Source organism: Granulicella pectinivorans (genome assembly GCF_900114625.1).
GTDB lineage: Bacteria > Acidobacteriota > Terriglobia > Terriglobales > Acidobacteriaceae > Edaphobacter > Edaphobacter pectinivorans.
In genome coordinates, this window is sequence record NZ_FOZL01000001.1 from 1,151,643 (window position 1) to 1,172,423 (window position 20,781).

18 protein-coding genes are annotated in these 20,781 nt (G+C 62.7%); 10 read left to right on the plus strand and 8 right to left on the minus strand.

Annotated elements, in window-relative coordinates; translation table 11 throughout:
* The first annotated feature begins 5 nt into the window (after positions 1 to 5).
* Positions 6 to 1,094 carry a radical SAM protein gene (locus BM400_RS04560; protein WP_089837035.1) on the plus strand — a complete coding sequence of 363 codons (1,089 nt, stop codon included), beginning with the start codon at positions 6 to 8 and terminating at the stop codon, positions 1,092 to 1,094.
* 54 nt (positions 1,095 to 1,148) lie between these two features.
* Here the strand turns inward: BM400_RS04560 and BM400_RS04565 are convergent, their stop codons facing one another.
* Positions 1,149 to 2,228: a PAS domain-containing sensor histidine kinase gene (locus BM400_RS04565; RefSeq protein ID WP_141223806.1), complete on the minus strand. Its 1,080-nt coding sequence runs from the start codon at positions 2,226 to 2,228 to the stop codon at positions 1,149 to 1,151.
* Between the two features lie 305 nt (positions 2,229 to 2,533).
* On the minus strand, positions 2,534 to 4,669 hold the full coding sequence (locus tag BM400_RS04570; protein WP_245781678.1) for a prolyl oligopeptidase family serine peptidase: 2,136 nt from the start codon (positions 4,667 to 4,669) through the stop codon (positions 2,534 to 2,536).
* Positions 4,670 to 4,798: 129 nt separating this feature from the next.
* Between BM400_RS04570 and BM400_RS04575 the strand changes: the two genes are divergently transcribed.
* On the plus strand, positions 4,799 to 5,452 hold the full coding sequence (locus tag BM400_RS04575; RefSeq protein WP_089837041.1) for a methyltransferase domain-containing protein: 654 nt from the start codon (positions 4,799 to 4,801) through the stop codon (positions 5,450 to 5,452).
* On the opposite strand, the gene BM400_RS04580 is transcribed toward BM400_RS04575, so the two are convergent.
* The 4 genes from BM400_RS04580 to BM400_RS04595 all read right to left on the minus strand — a co-directional run bounded on the left by BM400_RS04580 (position 5,421) and on the right by BM400_RS04595 (position 7,399).
* Positions 5,421 to 5,867 carry a thioredoxin family protein gene (locus tag BM400_RS04580; RefSeq protein WP_089837043.1) on the minus strand — a complete coding sequence of 149 codons (447 nt, stop codon included), beginning with the start codon at positions 5,865 to 5,867 and terminating at the stop codon, positions 5,421 to 5,423. The genes BM400_RS04575 and BM400_RS04580 overlap by 32 nt on opposite strands.
* Before the next feature lie 11 nt (positions 5,868 to 5,878).
* Positions 5,879 to 6,301, minus strand: a complete 423-nt coding sequence (locus BM400_RS04585) for a type II toxin-antitoxin system VapC family toxin (protein WP_089837045.1) — start codon at positions 6,299 to 6,301, stop codon at positions 5,879 to 5,881.
* Positions 6,298 to 6,537 (minus strand): hypothetical protein, encoded by a 240-nt coding sequence (locus BM400_RS04590; RefSeq protein ID WP_089837047.1) that lies wholly within the window; start codon positions 6,535 to 6,537, stop codon positions 6,298 to 6,300. Before BM400_RS04590 ends, BM400_RS04585 begins: the two co-directional genes overlap by 4 nt.
* A gap of 199 nt (positions 6,538 to 6,736) precedes the next feature.
* Complete coding sequence (locus tag BM400_RS04595; protein WP_089837049.1) at positions 6,737 to 7,399, minus strand: DsbA family protein; 663 nt, start codon at positions 7,397 to 7,399, stop codon at positions 6,737 to 6,739.
* Between the two features lie 136 nt (positions 7,400 to 7,535).
* On the opposite strand from BM400_RS04595, the gene BM400_RS04600 reads away from it, so the two are divergent.
* From BM400_RS04600 to BM400_RS04610, 3 genes are all read left to right on the plus strand, one after another.
* Complete coding sequence (locus tag BM400_RS04600) at positions 7,536 to 9,095, plus strand: TolC family protein (RefSeq protein WP_175528869.1); 1,560 nt, start codon at positions 7,536 to 7,538, stop codon at positions 9,093 to 9,095.
* 153 nt (positions 9,096 to 9,248) lie between these two features.
* Positions 9,249 to 10,565, plus strand: coding sequence for an MFS transporter (locus tag BM400_RS04605; protein ID WP_089837053.1), 1,317 nt, complete (start codon positions 9,249 to 9,251; stop codon positions 10,563 to 10,565).
* Positions 10,566 to 10,579: 14 nt separating this feature from the next.
* Positions 10,580 to 11,320 carry a hypothetical protein gene (locus tag BM400_RS04610; RefSeq protein WP_089837055.1) on the plus strand — a complete coding sequence of 247 codons (741 nt, stop codon included), beginning with the start codon at positions 10,580 to 10,582 and terminating at the stop codon, positions 11,318 to 11,320.
* A gap of 61 nt (positions 11,321 to 11,381) precedes the next feature.
* On the opposite strand, the gene BM400_RS04615 is transcribed toward BM400_RS04610, so the two are convergent.
* Positions 11,382 to 12,344 (minus strand): bifunctional 5,10-methylenetetrahydrofolate dehydrogenase/5,10-methenyltetrahydrofolate cyclohydrolase, encoded by a 963-nt coding sequence (locus BM400_RS04615; protein WP_089837057.1) that lies wholly within the window; start codon positions 12,342 to 12,344, stop codon positions 11,382 to 11,384.
* Positions 12,345 to 12,586: 242 nt separating this feature from the next.
* On the opposite strand from BM400_RS04615, the gene BM400_RS04620 reads away from it, so the two are divergent.
* Positions 12,587 to 12,841, plus strand: coding sequence for a hypothetical protein (locus BM400_RS04620; protein ID WP_245781679.1), 255 nt, complete (start codon positions 12,587 to 12,589; stop codon positions 12,839 to 12,841).
* 84 nt (positions 12,842 to 12,925) lie between these two features.
* On the plus strand, positions 12,926 to 15,325 hold the full coding sequence (locus BM400_RS04625; protein ID WP_245781680.1) for a patatin-like phospholipase family protein: 2,400 nt from the start codon (positions 12,926 to 12,928) through the stop codon (positions 15,323 to 15,325).
* On the opposite strand, the gene BM400_RS04630 is transcribed toward BM400_RS04625, so the two are convergent.
* On the minus strand, positions 15,322 to 16,104 hold the full coding sequence (locus BM400_RS04630) for a TIGR03435 family protein (protein WP_175528870.1): 783 nt from the start codon (positions 16,102 to 16,104) through the stop codon (positions 15,322 to 15,324). The genes BM400_RS04625 and BM400_RS04630 overlap by 4 nt on opposite strands.
* A 261-nt stretch (positions 16,105 to 16,365) precedes the next feature.
* On the opposite strand from BM400_RS04630, the gene ppc reads away from it, so the two are divergent.
* From ppc to BM400_RS04645, 3 genes are read left to right on the plus strand one after another with little or no spacing between them, the layout of a single operon-like run.
* Entirely contained in the window at positions 16,366 to 19,197 is a 2,832-nt protein-coding gene (ppc, locus tag BM400_RS04635) for a phosphoenolpyruvate carboxylase (RefSeq protein WP_089837065.1), read from the plus strand.
* Between the two features lie 15 nt (positions 19,198 to 19,212).
* On the plus strand, positions 19,213 to 19,737 hold the full coding sequence (locus BM400_RS04640; RefSeq protein WP_141223807.1) for a pentapeptide repeat-containing protein: 525 nt from the start codon (positions 19,213 to 19,215) through the stop codon (positions 19,735 to 19,737).
* Between the two features lie 22 nt (positions 19,738 to 19,759).
* Entirely contained in the window at positions 19,760 to 20,737 is a 978-nt protein-coding gene (locus BM400_RS04645; RefSeq protein ID WP_089837067.1) for a VWA domain-containing protein, read from the plus strand.
* The last annotated feature ends 44 nt before the right edge of the window (positions 20,738 to 20,781 follow it).

Genomic DNA, 20,781 nt, shown 5'->3' on the forward strand with positions numbered 1-20,781 from the left:
AGAGCATGACCCAATCCACCAGCACGCCCGAGCAGGCCCCCCGCACGATCCCCGCCGCAGTTCCCAAATCCTCCGGAGGCAAACGCCGCTGGAAGGCCGTCACTCGCAAGCTGCGTGAGCTCGGCTCCGTCGGCTCCGCCCTGGCGTCCACCGGCCACCCCTACATGGCGCATATCGTGCCCATGCGCCGCTGCAACCTCGCCTGCACCTACTGCAACGAGTTCGACAACTTCTCGGACCCCGTACCGATCGAAGAGATGTACCGCCGCATCGACCACCTCGGCCGCCTCGGCACCTCCGTCATCACCATCTCCGGTGGCGAGCCCCTCCTGCACCCTGATCTCGACCTCGTCATCGCGCGCATCCGCAAGACCGGCGCCATCGCCGGCATGATCACCAACGGCTACCTCCTCATGCCCGACCGCATTGAGCGCCTCAACCAGGCCGGCCTCGATCACATGCAGATCTCCATCGACAACGTCATGCCCGACGACGTCTCCAAGAAGTCCCTCAAGGTCCTCGACGCCAAGCTCAAGATGCTCGCCGAGTACGCCGACTTCCACGTCAACATCAACTCCGTCGTCGGTGGCGGCATCGCCAACCCGGAAGATGCGTTCACGGTCTCCGAGCGCGCTCTGGGCCTCGGGTTCAGCTCGACCATCGGCATCATTCACGATGGCAGCGGGCAGTTGAAGCCGCTGGGCGAAGCCGAGCGCAACGTCTGGGATCGCGTGCGGAATCTCACCCGGCGCAGCTACTCGCGCTTCAACCACTTCCAGGAAGCCATCGCCAACGGACAGCCCAACGACTGGCGCTGCCGTGCCGGTGCGCGCTACATCTACATCTGCGAGAACGGCCTGGTGCATTACTGCTCGCAGCAGCGCGGCTACCCCGGCATCCCCATCGCGGACTACAAGACCGCCGACGTCAAACGCGAGTTCCTCACGGAAAAGTCCTGTGCACCCAACTGCACCATTAGCTGCGTCCATCAGGTCAGCTACATCGACCACTGGCGCGCTCCGCAGAACGCAACGGTGACGCCGGGCGGCGGCCACCACACCAGCCCAACCCCGGAGCTCGTGCAGATTCGCTGAACGCGCTCTGCGATGACGGAGCGTCCTTGGACCGCTGTACGCCCCTGCGTACGGCTAGGCGGCTGGCAGGAAGAGCATAAAGACCGTGCCGTGATGCTTGGCGTTTTCGCTGCTGCGAACGCGCAGAGCGCCTTCGTGTTTGGCGACGATGCCTTGCGAAATCCATAGCCCAAGCCCCGTCCCCATGATCCCCTTGGTGGTGAAGAACGCTTCGAAGATGCGATCCACCGTAGCCTTGTCCATGCCATGGCCCGTGTCGGCGATGGTGATGCGGTACCCGTTCTGCAAAGCCCGGGAGCGAACAAGCAGACGGCCCCCCGTTCCGCGCATGGAGTCGATGGCATTGCCAATGACGTTATTCAGCACCTGCCGAATCTCACCCTCGAAGCAGAGCACCGCACCGATCCCGCTCACCCTGCGTTCCACCACGATCTGCGCATTGTGCAGGCGGCCCTGGTGCAGTGCGAGCACGGCCTCGATCGTCTCGCCCAGGTCGGCAACAGCCGCAGCGGTCGACTGCTTGAAGAACCGCAGGGTCTGGGTGGCGATCTGGCTCACGCGGGCCAGCTCCTGCTGGGCAATCTGCGCATAAAGCACCCCCTGCCCGGGATCGTCGCGCACCGTCGATTCGATCAGGTACAGCAGATTCACCACCGATTCGAGCGGGTTGTTGATCTCGTGCGCGATGCTCGAGGCCAGGCGTCCCACGGCGGCCAGCTTCTCGGACTCAATCAGGGCCTGCTCCGCCCGGCGCTGCTCTGTGATGTCGTAGCCGTGAATGATGGCGCCCAGCACGCGGCCCTCCGCGTCGAAGTCGGGCGTATGCGTCACCAGCAGGATGCGCGGTCCTGCGGTCGTCTCGACGCGTGGCTCAAGCTTCTGCGGGATGCCCCTTAAACAGGCCTCCAGGTGCTTCCCCAGCACGGCGAACGCAGCAGATCCGACGACATCCTCAACCTTGCAGCCGACGACCTGCTCCGTCGTCCTGCCGAACTGGATCTCGTACATCCGGTTGGCGGTGACGTAGCGCAGATCGTGATCCACGTACGCAATGTACGCCGGAAGCGTGTCGGTCATCCGCCGCAGACGGGACTCGCTCTGTTCGGACGGCTCTGGTTGGAGAGGAACGCGCAAAATTGCTCACCGACAATTCTAGACGTCTCTGCCGGGGCAGCAAACCATGAATCGACAGGGCTTTCCGCTTGCGGTAACGGACGCGTTGACCATACCTTCTTCAGCAACCATGTTTTTCCAGCATTTCGTCCACAGTTTCCATGCATTGGACCACGTTCTACCGCCCAAAAAGTCCGTGGGGAAACATTGGTCTTTTCACCCCGGACCCCCGTAAGTCCTTTAGACAGCCAGGATACGGGCAAAGAAAAAAGTGCACCAGAAACGGTGCACTTCTTCCATCGCATTTGACGGCCGCAGCCGGCCCGTCAGTCCATCAGCTTGCGCGTCAGGTAGATGAACTGCGTCGCCCGCGTCCCTGCCTGCTCCTTCAAATCCGCACCCGCACCGTGCCCTCCTTCGGTGATCTCCTGATAAAAGAACGGTTGATGAAACTCCTCCATGCGCGCAGCGAACTTGCGAGCATGCACCGGCCCGACGCGGTCATCCTTGGTTGTTGTGAAGATAAGTGGTTCAGGATAAGTAACATCCGGACGAAGCTGGTTGTATGGCGAGATCGATCCGAGGAACTTCCGTTCGTCCGGCTTCGAGACCGTGCCGTACTCCCCGACCCACGAAGCTCCGGCTGCAATCTGTTCAAAACGCAGCATATCGAGCAGAGGCACCTGGATCACCACCGCGTTCCAGAGCTTTGGGTGCTGGGTCATCTCCACGCCCATCAGCAGGCCGCCATTTGAGTCGCCCACGATGCCGAGACGCCGTGGCGTGGTGATTTTGCGCGCGATCAGGTCTTCGCCCACGGCAGCAAAATCGTCGTAGATGCGCTGCCGGTGGGTCTTCAGTCCGGCCTCATGCCAGGCCGGGCCGAACTCGCCGCCGCCACGGATGTTGGCCAGTACGTAGACGCCGCCATGCTCCAGCCACAGCTTGCCCGTGATGGCCGAGTAGGTAGGGGTCTCCGAGACCTGGAAGCCGCCGTACGCGCCCATCAGTGTCGGGTTGGAGCCGTCGTACTTCATGTCCTTGCCGTGTACGACGAAGTAGGGAACCTTGGTGCCGTCCTTCGACGTGGCCTCGAGCTGCTCGACCGTCATCTTCGAGGCGTCGAACTGGGCGGGCAGGCTCTTGGCCAGCACCAGCGATCCCGTGGAAGCGTCGCCGAACTGGAGCGATGAGGGCGTCAGAAAGCCACTGAGTTGCAGGTAAAACGTGTCGTCCGCCTCGTTGGTGGAGGCGATGGAAACGGACTGATTGTCGGGAACGGCGAGCTTGGTACGGGTCCACGCGCCGGACTTCGAGACCCTGTAGACATAGGCGCGGCCCTGGACATGTTCGAGCGTCGTCAGAAGAAGCTTCGTACGGGTAACGGAGACCTCCTGTGAGAACTCCTGGGCGGTGGGCTGGAAGACGATGGTGGGTTTCAGGTGTGCGGGGTCCTTCTTGACGGCATCGAGGTCCATGGCGACCACGGAGCCCTGCGCAAAGGTCCTGTCCAATCCGGCGGGCTTCCAGTCCTCGTTGAGGGTGACGATGACGTGTCCGTCCAGCAAGCCGTCGATCTCGCACTTGCCGGGGAGACCAAGCTTCTGTGTGCCCTTGGGGGTCAGCAGGGATATCTCCGCCTCGAAGAAGTTGATGCCGCGATTGGCGAGAGTCACGGTATGCCCCTGCGCGTCGTGCAGCACGAAGGCGGATGCGCTGATGTCGTTCTCGGTGCCGCGATAGACCTCGACGGCGCTTTCGAGCGGTGTCCCACGCTTCCAGCGCTTCACGACAAAGGCATAACCGGACTTGGTCATCGTCCCCGGGCCCCAGTCGCGTGCTACCAGCAGAGTATTGGCGTCTTCCCAGGCGACGCTCTGTTTGCTCTTTGGCAAGGCGAATCCGCCGGCGACAAACTTGCTCGTACGCAGATCGAACTCCCGCTCGGTCGTCGCGTCCTCGCCGCCGGCCGAGAGTACAGCCAGGCAAAGTCCGGTGCCGGGATAAAGGCAGCTCATGCCGTGTCCCACCCACTTTTCGTGGTCGGCCTTGCCCAGCGCGTCGTAGTCGATCACAGTCTGCCAGTGCGGCTGCGCCGTCAGGTAGTCGGCCTGGGTGGTCTTGCGGAGCAGGCCGCGGACATGCTGGGCGTCCTGCCACTGGTTGTAGATCATCTCGCCACGCTGGTCCGGATAGGCCAGACGATCGGGCGATTCGAGCACCTTCAGAGCATCGGCCTGCATGCCGGCGTAGCGCGGATCGGCCTCGAGCACTGCGGCGGAGCGGGCGTTCTCCGCCTTCACCCACTCCATGGAGCGCGCACTGGAGACGTCCTCCAGCCACTGGTACTTCTCGGGCTGTTCGGTCTGCAAAGGGGTGTACTCTTGGGCGGAAGCGGCGGCGAAGCTGGCAAGCGAGAGCGCAAAGACAGCGGAGGACGAACGAAGACGCGTGTTGAACAAACTGGGGGCTCCTGGTGCCGGGGATCGTACGTCGAAGACTAGACGATCTCCACCAGCGCGTCCAACGGCGAATTTGACCGCGCCAAAAGACGACTTGCACGCTCTGCGCCGGAGGACGATCATCGTCCGATGAAGCGTCTATGGATTCTCGTCTTCGCCTGTTTGCTTGTCCTACCGCTCCACGCGCAGCAGGAGAGACCCTCCAGCACGCCATACGCGGGCGACCTCTCCATCTTCGAGTACCCGGACCGCGACAAGAAACTGCAGATCGACCGCGTGATGGATCTCTTGGGTATTCGTCCGGGTAAGAATGTCGCGGACCTGGGTGCGGGGTCGGGCTGGTTTACGGTCCGCGCGGCGCGCCGCGTGGGGCCGCACGGGACCGTCTTCGCCGAAGACATCAACCCCCAGTCCATCCGGTACATCGACGAGCGGGCGAAGAAGGAAAACCTGACCAACGTGAAGACCGTGCTGGGTACACCGGACGATCCAAGACTTCCGCAGGCGAGTGTAGACGCTCTTCTGATGCTGAAGGTGTACCACGAGATCGCACATGCGATCCCTGTGATGAAAGCTCTGCATGCGTCCTTGCGACCGGATGGGGTGATCGGAATCATCGACCGCAACGGCAGGGGCGACGATCATGGGCTGAACCGGGATGTGGTCATCCGTGAGATGAAGGAGGCCGGCTACAAGCTCTCCGCCAGCTTCGACTTCACCAAGGCCGATGGCCAGGACTACTTTCTGATCTTCAGGCAGACGCCAGTTTCGCTGCGGAGGTAAGCCACCGCTCCATCTGCTGGTGGTCGACGAGACCAGCCTGCTGCATCATCGTGCGTCCACGCAGAAGCACCACGAAGTTTGGAATCCCCTGCACCTGGTATCGTGCGGCGAGGTCTGGATGCGCCTCGGTGTCGACCTTCAGCACAATAGCCTTACCGGCCATCTCCTTGGCGGCCTTCGCGACCTCCGGGGCTGCCGAACGGCACGGCCCGCACCACGCCGCCCAAAAGTCGACGAGAACCGGCACTGGCGACTCGCGAAGTACTTCATCGAAGAGCGCGGTATCGGCGGCAAGCGGCTCGGCCAGGGCAGGCAGCTCTCCCTTGCAGGCGCCGCACCGGCCTGTATCGGCGAGGTGCTTGGCGACGGTACGGTTCTTCTGACCACAATGCGGACAAGCGCGGATGACGGGCATGATTTTTCCTTCTACTCCCATGGATTGAAAAGAGAATCGCCGAGATGCACGAAGTCCTTCACATTCCGCGTGACGAGGTGCAGAGTGTGTTCAAGGGCTGTGGCGGCGATCTGGCCGTCTGCTGGATGCAGGGGAACTCCGCGCAGCCGGCGTTCTGCAGTCAAGATTTTCCACCTCTCAGCAATGGGATGCGTGACGGGCAGAAGACGATTTTCGAAGTGGCGAATCAGATCGTTTCGAAACCAGAGTTCGGTTTCGTTGCGTTTTCTGCCCTGCGTCAGAAGTGCGATTCCTTCTCGCAGCTCACCGATGGAGATCACACTTAGAAAAAGATCTTTATCCGATTGGCTCGATCGCCATTGCATCACGTCCGCATCGGGATGCGGACGGATAGTCTCCGACGGAATATTTGTATCGTGTAGAAACCCGCTCAAAGCCCAACTGGCCGATCCGAGACAGGGTGGCGAATAATATCGAGTTCCACCCCAAGGTCACTGGCTCTTGCCCAGACTTCCTTAAGGTCCTTCGCGGGCTCGAGCTGGGAGGCCGACTCTGGCTCGGTTGACCTGAGAGCAGCCGTAAGGATGTCTTCAATACTTTCGAAGCGACCGCTCTTCATCCTCTGCCGGATGATAGCTTCCAGCTCGGATTCCTGCATCTCAATCGTCATCGCAGGACCTCAGCGCGGCAGCTCGGACGGTCTTCCGTCCTGATTGAGTGTGGAACGGGAAGCATTCGCTGTCAATCCAGGCGCATACGAGGCTGTCTCTTGCTCCCGATCGACATAGCCCAATCCTCAAAACCTCCAAAATACAACATGCCCGACCGTATCGAGATCGGGCATGCCGCTTGCGTCCTTGATCGTGGAGTTACTTGTGCCTGGCTACCGTCTTTGCTCCGGACCTGGGAGCCGTCTCCGCCAGTGCGGCGTCGATGGTCTGATAGAGCAGTGTCGGATCGGTAATCTGGGTCCAGTGGTTCGCCGTCACGACCCAGATCGTCGGGGTCTGGGAGATGCCGATCCGCTCGCCGATCGCGAAGTCCGCCTTCACTTCTCTCGTGAACTGGCCGGTTGGGTCGATGACAAATGGCATTGCGGTGCCGTGGGACTGGAAGAACTTCCGCGTGAAGTTGCTCAGATCGTCCTTGCTGGCGATTGCGGTCTGCGACGCGAAGACCGCGCGGCGGTACTCCTCGGCGAGCGACGGGCTGACCTTGTCCTGCAGATAACGCGCGTTCACGGCGGCGTCGAAGCTCCAGACGTGCATCGCGAGCGGGAAGTCGTGCCGCTGCAACGGGATCTTGTAGTGATCGACCGCGGCATGGACCATCGGAAACGCCCGGGCGCACGCCGGGCACTCCAGGTCTTCAAACTCGATGATCGCGACGCGCGAGCCTGCGGGCGGCTTCAGCAGGGAAGTGTCCTTGAAGTTGTTGCCCGTGTTCTCCGGCGCGGAGCTCTGCGCGGAGGCTGTGGTGACACCGGTAAACAGGCTAAGGGCGAAGGCGGCGGTGAGCAGGCGACGGTTCATAGAGGTCAGACGCATAGTGTTCTGTTTCGTATTCTAGCCGAGCCTCCGGGCTCCCCCCATGCAGATTCTGCGTGTCATTTCGCAACCGGAAGCGCCCCGTGTCACTCTAAAGGGAGTGAGTTCGACAAAAAACACCATGCGGCAGCCCCTTGCGGGCTCCGAAAACCGGCGGACGATGACTCTGAACCTCTTTTCCCGCACCTTCCTGGGAGCCTCTCTTGCGCTGCCCCTCACGCTGGCGGCGCAGGATCACGCCTCCCTGACAACGAACCTCTACCTCGTCAATGCGAAGTCCGGTTCCAGCAGCAGCACCGACGCGCGACCGGATTCGCTCCCGCAGGCGCCCAGCGCCATTCCGCCCTCCGATTCCTCGCGGACCGTTGGCGGAACCGTGATTCCCCGCGCCACGGACGGTGCGCTCGCTCTGTCGCTCGACGACGCCATCGCTTTCGGGATGAAGAACAACTATCAGCTCGAGGCGCTGCGCAGCGAAGACCGCCAGGTCCGCGGTGCCATTCTGACGGCTGAGAACGCGCTTCTGCCTTCGCTGACGGCCAGCGCCCGCACTGCCACGCAGGAGATCAACCTGGCCGCCATGGGCTTCAAACCGGCCAGCCTGGCCGCTTTCGGCCTCCCGGCGGGCAGCATCCACACGATCGTCAAGGTCGATACCACGGCCGCGCAGTTGAACCTTGACCAGACGGTCTTCAACGTGCCCACCTATTACCTCTTCCGCGCCTCACAGAAGGCCGCGCAAGCCACGAACCTTGGGGTGCTCAACGGTCGCGGTTCGGTCACGCTCGCCATCGGCAGCGCGTACCTGAAGGCTCTGGCCGATACCGCGCAGATTGCCGATGCGCAGGCCCTGCTCAAAGCCGATGAGGTCGCTTACAACCAGGCGAAGCTCTCGCACGATGCGGGCGTCAGCCCCAATATCGACGTACTGCGCACCCAGGTGCAGTTTCAGCAGCAACAGCAGGCACTGATCTCGGCGGAAAATACCTTCGCGAAGGACAAAATTGCCCTGAACCGGCTGATGGGTCTCCCCGCCGGGCAGGAGCTGAACCTGACCGATACGGTTCCTTACGCGGATCTCGCCGAACTTCCCCTGGCCGATGCACTCTCGCTCGCCTACACGCGGCGCAAAGACCTTTTGATGCTGGAAGCCGAGGTCAAGGCGACCGAGGTGCAGCGCAAAGCCTCGCGCTACGAATACATGCCCACCGTCGCCGTAAACGGCTACTACGGCGTGCTGGGCGAGACGCGCGGTCTCTACCATGGCGTCTTCAACGCGCAGGGCACGCTCAAGATTCCGATCTTCAAAGAGGCCCAGTTCCGCGGTGAGCGTGAGGTTGCCGATGCGCAGCTCATCAGCCTTCGCCAGCAGATCCAGTCGCTGCATGTGACGATCGAGCAGCAGATCCGGTCCGCGATGCTGGACGTCGAGTCCACCGCGCAGCAGGTCAAGGTCGCGCAGAGCAACGAAGCCCTCGCGAAAGAGGAGCTCGATGAGGTTACCCAGCGCTTCAAGGCCGGCGTCGACGACAGCCTTCCCGTCGTCCGCGCGCAGGCCACCCTGGCCGATGCCCAGAACCGACTTATCTCGACGACCTTCCAGAACAACCAGGCGAAGCTCCAGCTCGCCCGCAACACCGGGGTGGTCGAAACGCAGTACCGTCAATACCTCAACCGGTAGCGCAAAAAGCATCTGCTCAAAGGAACGCCTCGGGGGTACGAACCCCGGGGCGTCTTCTTTTCGACAGAATAGGAGCGATCTTTCTCCCCGGAAAGAGATCACATACGCCGCATCCGGTACCATTCAAACCGCCAAAGTATGAAACCATGGAGCATGGCGGATGGTGAGAAACGAGCAGAGTTGAAGGCCGCAGGGGCCTTCTATTCGAAAGACTTTGTGCTCTACCAGGTCGCCCGTCTTTTGGTGATCCTGGGTGCTGAGGCGCAGTCGGTGGCGGTCGCCTGGCACGTCTACCAGATCACCCACTCCGCGCTCGATCTCGGCTACACCGGCCTTGCGCTCTTCCTGCCCGGCATCGTCTTCGTACTGCCTGCGGGGCACGTTGCGGACCGCTACGACCGCAAACGCGTCATCCTCTCCTGCTACACGCTCCAGACCATCTGCTCGGCGATGCTCCTGTATCTGGGGCTCCATGCGAACGACCATATCTGGCCGATCTACCTTGTGCTCTTCGGCATCGGCACGGGCCGGGCCTTCAGCGGGCCTGCCGCCAGCGCGCTTCTGCCCTCGCTGGTCGCCAAGGAGAACTTCGTCAACGCCATCACCTGGGGCGCGACCATCTTTCAGATCGCCAACATCATCGGGCCAGCCTTCGGTGGCCTTCTGTTCGCCCTTCGCTTCCACGGATCGCTCGTGCAGTGGACCGGCGCGCCGGTCGTCTACCTGTTCACGCTTCTCATGCTGTGCTGCTTCCTGGTGCTGGTCAGCATGATCCACCCGCGCCCTGTACCGCAGATCCAGAAGGCCTTCAGCCTTCGCACCATGCTCGTCGGTCTCGAGTATGTGTGGAACTCGAAGCTCCTGCTCGGCTCCATCTCGCTCGATCTCTTTGCCGTACTCCTGGGCGGCGCGGTCGCGCTTCTTCCCATCTTCTCGCAGGAGATCCTGCACGCCGGGCCGCGCGGTCTTGGGCTTCTGCGTGCCATGCCTTCCATCGGGGCGCTGACGGTTTCGATCCTCTTGACCATCCGGCCCGTGCAGCGCTCCGCCGGAAAGATCATGCTGATCTGTGTCGCGATCTTCGGAGCGGCGACGGTGGTCTTCGGCCTGTCGAAGAGCCTGTGGGTTTCGATCGTAGCGCTCATCCTCATCGGTGCCAGCGACATGGTCTCGGTGGTTATCCGTTCGAGCATCCTCCAACTCGCTACGCCGCCCGAGATGCGTGGCCGCGTCTCCGCGGTGAACTGGCTGTTTGTCGGCGCGTCGAACGAGTTCGGCGAGTTCGAGTCCGGTGTCACTGCACAGTGGTGGGGGGCCGTCCGCGCGGTCGTCATCGGCGGCATGGCCTCGCTGGTGGTCACCGGCGCATCCAGTATTCTGTTTCCGCAACTTCGTCGTGCCGATAAGCTGACCGCGGAGAGCCTGATGGAATCCAACTGGGAGCAGGCCATCGCCGAACCGGTCGATTGAGAAGAGGAGTCAAGATGGAAACAGGCAAGAAAGCAGCCCTTGGAGCAACGCTTGTGCTGGTTGCCGCTGTCGGCATCCGCGTCGGCCTCATCTACCGTGAGCGTCATGAGGGCGACAAAGCCGTAGACAAGGCTCCCACCTACGTGGTGAAGGACGACGACCTCGTCTTCCTGAAGAAAACACGTCCCTCGACCATGCAGGATCTGAAGGATCTGGCCGGAAAGCCGCTATGGATCTCGGCCGGCGGCCAGCTCGACTACTACCCGTACACGAACAAGAAGGTCGACTACGCGCATCCGGCCGGGTTGTTACTTGGAGCCGATCGCCTCGACATCAAAGACGCAATCCAGGCGGTCGCGCCCAAGGGAACGGTAGCGACCTTCCGCATCCCGGGAGGCGATCACCACGTCCTCTTCGTCTTCACCAAGCCCGGCTCCACCACGGAGTACGCCGTGCCTGTCGGGAATCACGACGCGACCGGCTTCAACCTGAACAACGTCGACGACATCTTCTTCTACGACGACCCGCACGTCCTTTACAAGCACTGGTCGCCGGAGATCTGGAAGGCGATCGACGAACACCGCGTCATTCTCGGCATGAATGAACGTCAGGCCATGCTCGCGCTGGGCCAGGTGTCGAACAGCGGAAGCACCGACTACGACAACCGCACCGTCGAATACGACCACCAGGGGCATCCGGTCAGCGTGACGTTCGAACACGGCCACGCCACCAACATCCGGGACGAAAAACCCTAGCCGCCAGAATCAGAGTGCCCACATCTCGCTTCTGAGATGTGGGCACGCAGCCGCACAGAACCTACCCTCGCCGAGCCTTGGCGGCAGTGACCGTATTTTGCATCAACATCGCAATCGTCAAGGCCCCCACGCCGCCCGGAACCGGCGTATACGCGCCCGAAATCGCAAACGCCGCGGGATGAATATCGCCCACCACCACCGAACCACGCTTGGCGAATAGGGCTGCCCGAGCCTCATTCCCCGGGAAGAAGCCTTCCACCTCGGCCGCATCCGTCACGCGGTTGATGCCCACATCGATCAGCGTCGCTCCCGGTTTCACCATCTCTGCGGTCACAAACCCCGGACGGCCAATCGCCGCGACCAGGATATCCGCCTCCCGCGTGTACTTCGCCAGATCCTTCGTGCGGCTATGGCATACCGTCACCGTGGCCGAAGCATTGATCAGCATCGAAGCGGCAGGCTTGCCCACAATGTCCGAGCGGCCCAGCACCACGGCGTTCTTGCCCGCGATTTCAATGTCCGAGCGCCTGAGAATCTCCATAATCCCAGCCGGAGTGCATGGCGCGAGCGCCAGCTTGCCAGACTTCGACGACGTGCTCCCCGAATATCCCTCGGCCAGCAGACGTCCAGCATTGATCGGGTGGAAGCCGTCGACATCCTTCGACGGATCGACCGCTTCCAGCAGACGCCGCGTGTCCACATGCGAGGGCAGCGGAAGCTGAATCAGGATTCCGTCGATGTCGTTGCGATCGTTCAGCTTCGCGATCAGCTCCAGCATCTCGTCCGTCGTGATGCTGTCGGGCGGCGTCAGCATCTCGGAGTAGATGCCCAACTCACCGCAGGTCTTCACCTTCGAGCGAACGTAGATCTCCGACGCGGCGACATTTCCGACGAGGATAACGGCCAATCCGGGCGTAACGCCCTGAAGGCCCAACGAACGGACCTCGGCGGCGACTTCGGTCTTGATACCGGCGGCGATGGCGATGCCATCGAGGAGGCGGGGGGTGGTGATCTTCGTTTCCATGCTCTCTCCATGGTACTTCGCCCGAAGCTCAGGGGGCGATTCCCCAAAATCCGGACCGGCGCGCCGAACGTTAGTTCAAAGAGCGCCCTTTGTCGTTGACACGACAGAAGAATGGAGCTGGATCGCTGTCTTTCCCTGTTCCGGCACAACCCGTGTGACGGGATATGGCTCTAAACCCCCAGTTGAGCGCACTCCCCGGGCCACATGGGATTTCTCAAATTCCAATCGAACGAGGGACTTACATGAAAATGGAACCAATGCAGGATGTTGCGGTCGAGAAGTTTGCAACCTCCGACCTCTCCGGTTTGCGGGAAGAGTTGAAGCAGGCTGGTCTGGACTCCTGGCAGGCCGCGGAACTGATCTCCAGCTTCCTGATGCTGCGCGGATACGGCGTCTCCAACCATGCTGCACGCGGCGTCGTCACGACGATCGAGGCTTCCGGATGCACGCTGGAGCATATGCAGCGGGAGCTCGAAAAAGTCGCCATGGTCATGTAGCGTGTGTTGGCCATCGAAGTAACCCTTGCTATTTCATAGGTGCAGCTTGTGAAACCCCCGGTCGAGTTTCGCAATCATACGAGCATGAGCTTTGGTACGGTACGGTTTTGGAAGACGGGGCGCGCGTTGCCTCTGTTGATGTTGGGTGTTCTGGTTGGCGGTCTCCGGGCCGATGCGCAGGCGGGCACATTGCCGGCCGGAGGCCAACCCATGCAGGTTCCGGGCCAGAACAGCGGCACCGCGCCCCGAGCCAGTTCCGGCGATCAGGGCGGTTCTACCAAAACAGCGAACGCAGCCCCGGGAGAGCTCGCCGCATTGGCTCCCGCCCCACCTCCACCCGGTCCGGTGGGCCGTAAGCGCATCGGACTCGCCCTCGGCGGCGGCGGCGCGCTGGCCATGAGCGAGATCGGCGCACTGCAGTGGTTCGAAGAGCACCATATCCCGGTCGATATGATCGCCGGCACCAGCATGGGCTCCATGGTGGGCGCGCTCTACTCCACCGGCAAGACCATCGATGAGTTGAAGGTCGTCATGAACGACGATGTCTTCAACCAGGTCTTTCGCATCGCCTCCAGCTACAAGAGCCGCAGCTTCCGCCGTCGCGAAGACAGCCGTGAACTGCCCAACGCGCTGACCGTCGGCCTGAAGCACGGTGTCTCCCTGCGCAACTCCGTCCTCACCGACCAGGGCCTCAACGGCTTTCTCGATCGTGAGTTCCTGCGCTACGACGATCAGACCGAGTTCAACTCGCTTCCGATCCCCTTCCGCGCCCTTTCGACCGACCTCACCGACGCCAAGCCCGTCACCTTCGCTCGCGGCTCTCTCCCCGACGCCGTCCGCGCCTCGGTCTCACTGCCCGGCGTCTATCGCCCGTTTGAGCTGAACGGCCATGAGTACGTCGATGGCGGCGTGCTCGAAAACCTGCCCACCCGCACCGTCCGCGACATGAAGGCCGACGTGGTCCTGGCCGTCAGCCTGCCTCTCGAACCCGTCGGCAAAAACGACCTCAACTCCATCCTCGGCGTCCTCGCCCGCAGCTTCTCGGTGGCGATCGAGGCCAACGAAGCCGCCTCGCGCAAGCTGGCCGACGTCGTCATCATGCCGGATATCGCGGGCTTCTCCGCAACCGACTACCTGCGCACGAAGGAGCTCGCGCAAAAGGGCTATGAGGCCGCCGAGAAGCAGAAGGCTCTCCTGATGCCCTACGCCCTGAGCGATGCCGACTGGGCCGAATATCTCGCCGAGCGCAACGCTAAACTGCACGGTCCCGCCGGGACGCTCCTTCAGGTGCGCGTCAAAGCTCCCAACGAAGATACGCAGCACGTCGTCGAGGCCCGCTTCCGCGGCCTGCTCAACCAGCCCGTAGATACAAAGAAGGTCGAGGCTCTGCTGGAGGACATTCGCAGCGATGGCCGTTTCGACGCTGACTACTCCGTCACCTACGAGACCCGCAACGAACATCGCCCGGTGCTGCTCGTAACGGTCGCCGACAAGAAGACCGGCCCACCCTTCGTACTCGTCGGCGCCAACATCGAGGCGCAGACCGGAGGCGTCACCCGCGCCACGATCGAAGGCACCATCATCGATCAGGACTTCCTCGGCTATGGATCCGAGCTGCGCGGTCACGTCAAAATGGGCTACGAGACCAACCTCGACGCCGAGTACTATCGCAAGTTGCCGACGCTCTTCGGCGTAGGCGATCCCTCTCATCCCGGAGGCTTCTTCATCGCGCCGCGCCTGGCCTTCACGCGCAAGCCGTACCAGATCTACGATGGCAACACTCGCGTGGCCGAGCGCCTGCTGACCACCTTCGGCGGCGGTGGCGATCTCGCCTGGAGCGACCAGCGCAAGCGCGAACTCCGCGCCGGATGGGAGGTCAAGACCATCTCCTGGCACGAGAACATCGGCCAGGACACCCTGCCCGACGTCAAGGGGAGCGCCCAGCGCGCCCGCATTCGTTACGTCTACGACGAACAGGATAAGGCGCTGGTGCCGCAGTTCGGCATCCGGGTCGTCTCCGAGGGAGCGTACCTGTACAACGCGGCGGGAAGCGTCAGTGCGCCGCAGATCACCACCTCCGTTAGCCTCGCGCACACGTTCAGCAAGAACATCGTCATCCTCGGCCTGGATGGAGGCACGATGTTCAACCGCAATGTGGGCCAGCCGTACCGCTTCACGCTGGGCGGTCCCATGCGCCTGTCCGCCTCGGTGATCGACCAGTACCGTGGCACGGACTACTTCCTCGTGCAGCCCGCGATGCTCCGCAGGATCGCAAGCCTCCCGCAGGTCCTTGGCCAGAGCATCTACGCCGGAGCGGTCTACGAGGCCGGCCAGATGCGTGGGCCCGACATGCGCACCATCACCCGGCAGGACGTCATGTTCGGTGTCGTCGCCGAGACACCCATCGGCATCATCTCCATCGGGCCGGCCCTGGGCGATGGCGGCAACCAGCGCCTCGTCTTCACCCTCGGCAAGCTCTTCTAGTCCGCCGTAGGCTGGTCGATCTGGTCGACCACCATCACGGGCATCTGTGCCTTGCCGGATTCGAGCTTGAGGCCCAACTGCTCCTGGAGTGCGGTGTAGATGGAAGGTGCCGTCGACTCCGCCGAGGCGGGTGTGTTGTCGTCGGTGAACGTGATCTTGAAGTCGTAGTGGTCCGTCAGTCCCGTCTTGTCGACGACCAGATGGTGGGTCACATTCGAGAGCACCTGAACCAACACCTCCGTGGGGCAATTCGTGCCGTTGAGCTCCCCGCGGCTGCCAAGGATGCCTTGATTGCGGCGTTTACCCTCCTCGCCCGCAGGCGGCGGTGGCGTGGAAGTCATCTTCACGCCGCCTTTGGCGACGACGAGGTGGAACACTGAAAGCTCCCGGGTGTCAGGATGCGTCTTGAGGTGGAAGCGGTCGGCGAGCAGGGCTTGCACCATGGCCGCGCGTTCCTGCCGGGTGAGCCGCTTCAGCGCCTCGCGGTCTTCATCGTCCACCTTGGCCTCGATGTCGTAGCGGACGTTCCTGGCCCAGGCGGGCGTGTTGAGGAGTTGGTCGTCCTGCAGTTGATAGGCGTTGCGGATGACGCTCTCAAGCGTAATGTTCCTGATGCTCAGTCCGTAGGGTGTGAACAGGAAGCTGATGTTACCGCCGGTGCTGACAGCAGGCTTGACGGTCGAAACCGCGAAGACGATCGGCTTCGCTGGAGATGAAGTTTGGGACTCGATGGGCAGCACGGCGAAAAGAGTGGCGGCAAGCAGGAGAATGCGCTTCATCGGTGAGGTCCTCGAAATGGCTCTGTGTCTGTGGAACGAAGGGCAAGGTAGGAAAGTTCCCTGAGGCGCTGTTCCGGCGCGGGCTGCTCCAGGCACAAGCGAGCGGAGAAGCATGGCGAGGGTTTGGAGCGCTTGAGAGCCGCATCCGAAGCAGCAGTGAGCATCGAAACCGTCAAAATTTTACGCCGCGAGAAGCAGCCTCTCCCGCTTAGGACGCCCGCCGCTTCACGCCAGCCCCCGCATCGGGGATAATCTATCCCTATGCCGTCGCTATGGAGTACGTCCGATTGGACGCAACGTCTCGCGGAGCTGCAGGCTCCGGTGGGTGATCTGAAGGAAGTTCCGCTGCGCCGCGATGTCCGCTCGCTCGGCATGCTGCTGGGCGAGGTGCTGCGCGAACAGGCCGGGGCGCCCGTCTACGACGCCGTCGAGACCCTGCGCAAGATCGCCATCGCGCGTCGCGAGGAAGACTCGGCCGGCGAGGCGGAGGCCGCACGCGACCACCTCCAGCAGGCCCTCGTGCAGGTCGGAACCCTCGATCTCGCCACCGCCTACCAGCTTGCACGCGCCTTCGGCTTCTACTTCGAGCTCATCAACCTGGCCGAGACCAACCACCGCAAGCGCCGCCGTCTCGCCAGCATCCTCAAGGCGGATGCCGCCCCCCAGCGCGGCTCGCTGCGTGGCACCCTGCGTCGCTTGAAATCTGCCGGACTCGATGCCGACGCGGCCATGAAACAGCTCTCCCGCATCTGCATCACGCCGGTCTTCACCGCGCACCCCACGGAGGTCGCACGCCGCTCGGTCATGTTCAAGCGCCGCCGCATCTCCGACCTGCTCGAAAAGCTCGACCGCGTGCCTCTGCCGGAGGCCACCCTTGAAGGCCTCGAACGCGACATCCTCGCCGAGATCACCGCGCTCTGGCAGACGGACGACGTCCGCAGCGCTCGCCCCACCGTGCGCGACGAGATCCGCATGGCTCTTGATTACTACGAGCAGTCTCTCTTCGATACGCTTCCGGTCCTCTACGAAGAGGTGGCCGGAGCCCTCGCCGATGAGTACGGCCTGCACCGCGACCTCGCCGACCTGCCCCAGCTCGTCAGCTTCGGATCCTGGATCGGAGGCGACCGCGACGGCAACCCCTTTGTAACTCCCGCGGCGACAAAAGAAGCCCTCGGCATGGCGCAGAATCTGCTCTTCGCCCACTACCGCCGCCGCCTCCAGGTCGTCTTTGAGCAGCTCGGCAGCTCAACCCAGCAGGTGGCCATCTCGTCCGAGCTCTCCACGCGTATCGATGAGTACCTCGACGAGATGCGCCACGCCGGCAACCCCTCGCTCGAAAACCGCTTCCCGTTTGAGCTTGTGCGCCTCACCGTCGCCTGCATGATGATCCGCCTCGGCGGCGTCCCGCAGAGCGCTGTCTCCATGGCCATCGGCGGCCTCAAACCCTACCAGCACGCCTCCGAGTTCGTCGACGATCTCGCCATCCTGCGTCGTAGCCTCATCCGTAACAAGGGGCATCGTCTGTCCAGCATGCTCGTCGACCCCCTGCTCATGGAGGCCCGCACCTACGGCCTGCATCTGCAAACCCTCGACATCCGGCAGCACGCCCGCGTCCACGCCGTGGCGATCAAGGAACTCTCCGCTTGGCAGGCCCCCGTCGCCGGCCAGCCCCTCGGTGTTCCACCAGCCCTCACGCCGCAAACGCAGGAGGTCCTCGACACCTTCCGCGCCATCGCCGCTCTCAAGAAGGAATACACCCCGGAGGCCATCCGCATCTACGTCATCAGCGGCGCCACCTCGGCTGAGGACGTCCTGCAGGTCGTCTGGCTGGCTCGCATGGGCGGCGTCCGCGTCGAAGCCGTCGATAGCAAGGGAGACGGAGACCCCGGCCTGATGCCCGTCCCCCTCTTCGAGTCCATCGAAGACCTCCAGAACGCCCCCGCCATCTGTCGCGAACTCTGGTCCTCCGAGGCCTACAAGCCCCTGCTCGACTCCTGGGGCCGCAAGCAGGAGGTCATGCTCGGCTACTCGGATTCGAACAAGGATGGCGGCATGATCGCCAGCACCTGGGAGATCTACAAGGCACACCGCGCCGTCCACACCGTGGCCCGCGAGTGCGGCATCACCCTGCGCCTCTTCCATGGCCGTGGAGGCACCGTAGGCCGCGGCGGCGGACCCACCCACCGCGCCATCTTCGCCCAGCCCATGAACAGCTTCGAGGGCGAACTCCGCATCACCGAGCAGGGCGAAGTCCTCAACTGGAAGTACTCCGACGTCGTCCTCGCCGAGCGCAACATGGAGCTGATGATCGCCGCCTCGCTCGACGCGGTCGTCCGCCCCGACGCCCTCCTCGCAGAAGAAGGCAACGCCCACCTCACCGGCGTCCTCAAATCCGAGTGGGAGAACACGCTCGACACCCTCTCGGCCACCAGCTACGACTTCTACCGCGCTCACATCGTCAACGATCCCGAGGTCTTCACCTACTTCGAGCAGGCCACGCCCGTCTCGGAGCTCGAGCACGCGCGTATCGGCTCCCGCCCCGCCCGCCGCAGCGACGCGCAGGCCAAGCGCTCCATGGCCGATCTCCGCGCCATCCCCTGGGTCTTCGGCTGGATGCAGAGCCGCCACCTCGTTCCCGCCTGGTTCGGCGTAGGCCACGCCCTCTCGCAGTTCGCCCAAACCGAAGGCGGTCTCGAGCAGATGCGCACCATGGCCCGCGACTTCCCGCTGTTCTTAGACATCGTCCGCAACGTAGAGATGGCGCTCGCCAAGGCCGACTTCGGCATCGCCCGCCTCTACGCCTCGCTCGTGCAGGACGAAGCTCTCCGCGACCGTGTGTACACCATGCTGCACGCCGAGTTCTGCCTCACCAAGCAGATGATCCTCGCGATCACCGGCCAGTCCAGCCTTCTCGAAAAGAACAAGGTCTTAGAGCGCTCCATCCGCCTACGAAACCCCTACGTCGACCCCATGAGCCTCATCCAGGTAGAGCTCATGCGCCGCAAACGCGAGGGCGACGAAACCGAAGAACTCAACCGCGCCATCACCGCCACGATCAATGGCATCAGCGCGGGGTTGCGCAACACGGGTTGATACAGGGAGGATGACGTGCTGATCCGGCATCTTGATGGGAGCTTTTTGCTCGACACCAACGCGCCGTCCGAGGAGTTTTTCCAAGATCTGCGTGGTGCAGATTTTCGTGGATGGGATTCGCAGGCTCCCTACCCCGATGCGACAGACATGCTTCTCGATCTCGGCATGGTCGATCTGCGCGGTGCGGACTTCACTGGCGCCGATATGTACTGGGTCATGTTCTTCGAAGCCGATTGTGAAGGCGCTATCTTTCGCAATGCAAGGTTTTATGGATGCGACCTGAAGAACGTGAACTTTCGCGGTGCCGATCTGCGTGGTGCCATTCTCGCGTTGGACAACTTGAACGGTGCAACACATCTGATGGGCGCTGATCTATCGGGCGCTCTGCTCGAAGGCTGCAACATGACCGGAACGGAATATGACAAGTTCACCGTCTTTCCCGAGGGCTTCGATCCTGAGGCACATGGCATGATTCTGCTGCCTTCTGAGGCCGAAGTGCGAAGGCCATATTACTGGGAACGTTCCAAGGACCAGGAGTGAGCGCTGCTCGTATACTGCCGCCATGCGGCTCTCCGGTCTACTTCTTCTATTCGTCGCTGGTACCGCCCTCCACGCCCAAAACGACCCGCCCGACACTCTCCACGTCTCCACCCAGCTCGTCCTCCTCGACGCCACGGTCGAAGTAAAAAAAACCGGTTCCCGAATCCCAGGCTTAGCCCTCGCCGACTTCATCCTCACCGAAGACCATCACCCCCAAACCCTCACCTACCTCTCCACCGACGAGCTCCCGCTCTCCATCACCCTCCTCTTCGACGTCACCGAATCCGTCATGCCCGTCCTGCACGAGCTGGCCAACGGCGCTAACGACGTCCTCCTGCACCTCAAGCCCACCGACGAAGTCGCCGTCCTCACCATCTCCTCCCACACCTACCTCCTCCAGCCCTTTACCACCGACCGCTCCCTCGCCTTCGCCGCCATCCGCCGCGCCGCCGACACCCGCCAGACCAACGATCCCACCTTCATCTACAACGACATGGTCCATGTCGTCCGTGAGACCGCCCTCTCCACCATCCCCAACAGCCGCCGTGTCCAGCTCTGGCTCACCGACGGCACTGCCAACCGCGAAGAAGACTTCCTCTCCCCCTTCGGCGGTCGCAACGGTCCGAAACTCCCCAACAAACAGGACGCTACCGACGCCCTTCTGCGCTCCGGACAGGTCGTCTCGGAGCTCATCGAAAAGAGCACCATCACCACCCGATCGATGGGACAACATGACCGCACAGGCGACATCCAGGCCTTCGCCGACCTCACCGGAGGCCCCGTCGTAGAAAGCTCCGCCCCCCAGGTCACTGCCCGCCTCAGCGCCCTCATCGACCAGATTCGCCAGCGCTACACCGTGGGCTACAAACCGTCGGACCCTAAACCCGCCGGCACCCTCTGCCACGTGGAGCTCAAGCTCAGCGACTCCTTCTTCACCCGACACCCCGAACTCCGCCCCAAAGACCTCACCGTCCGCACGCGCACCACCTACTATCGCTAAAGGATCGTTCCCTCGTCTGGTACCCTTGGCATCATCCGCTTCAA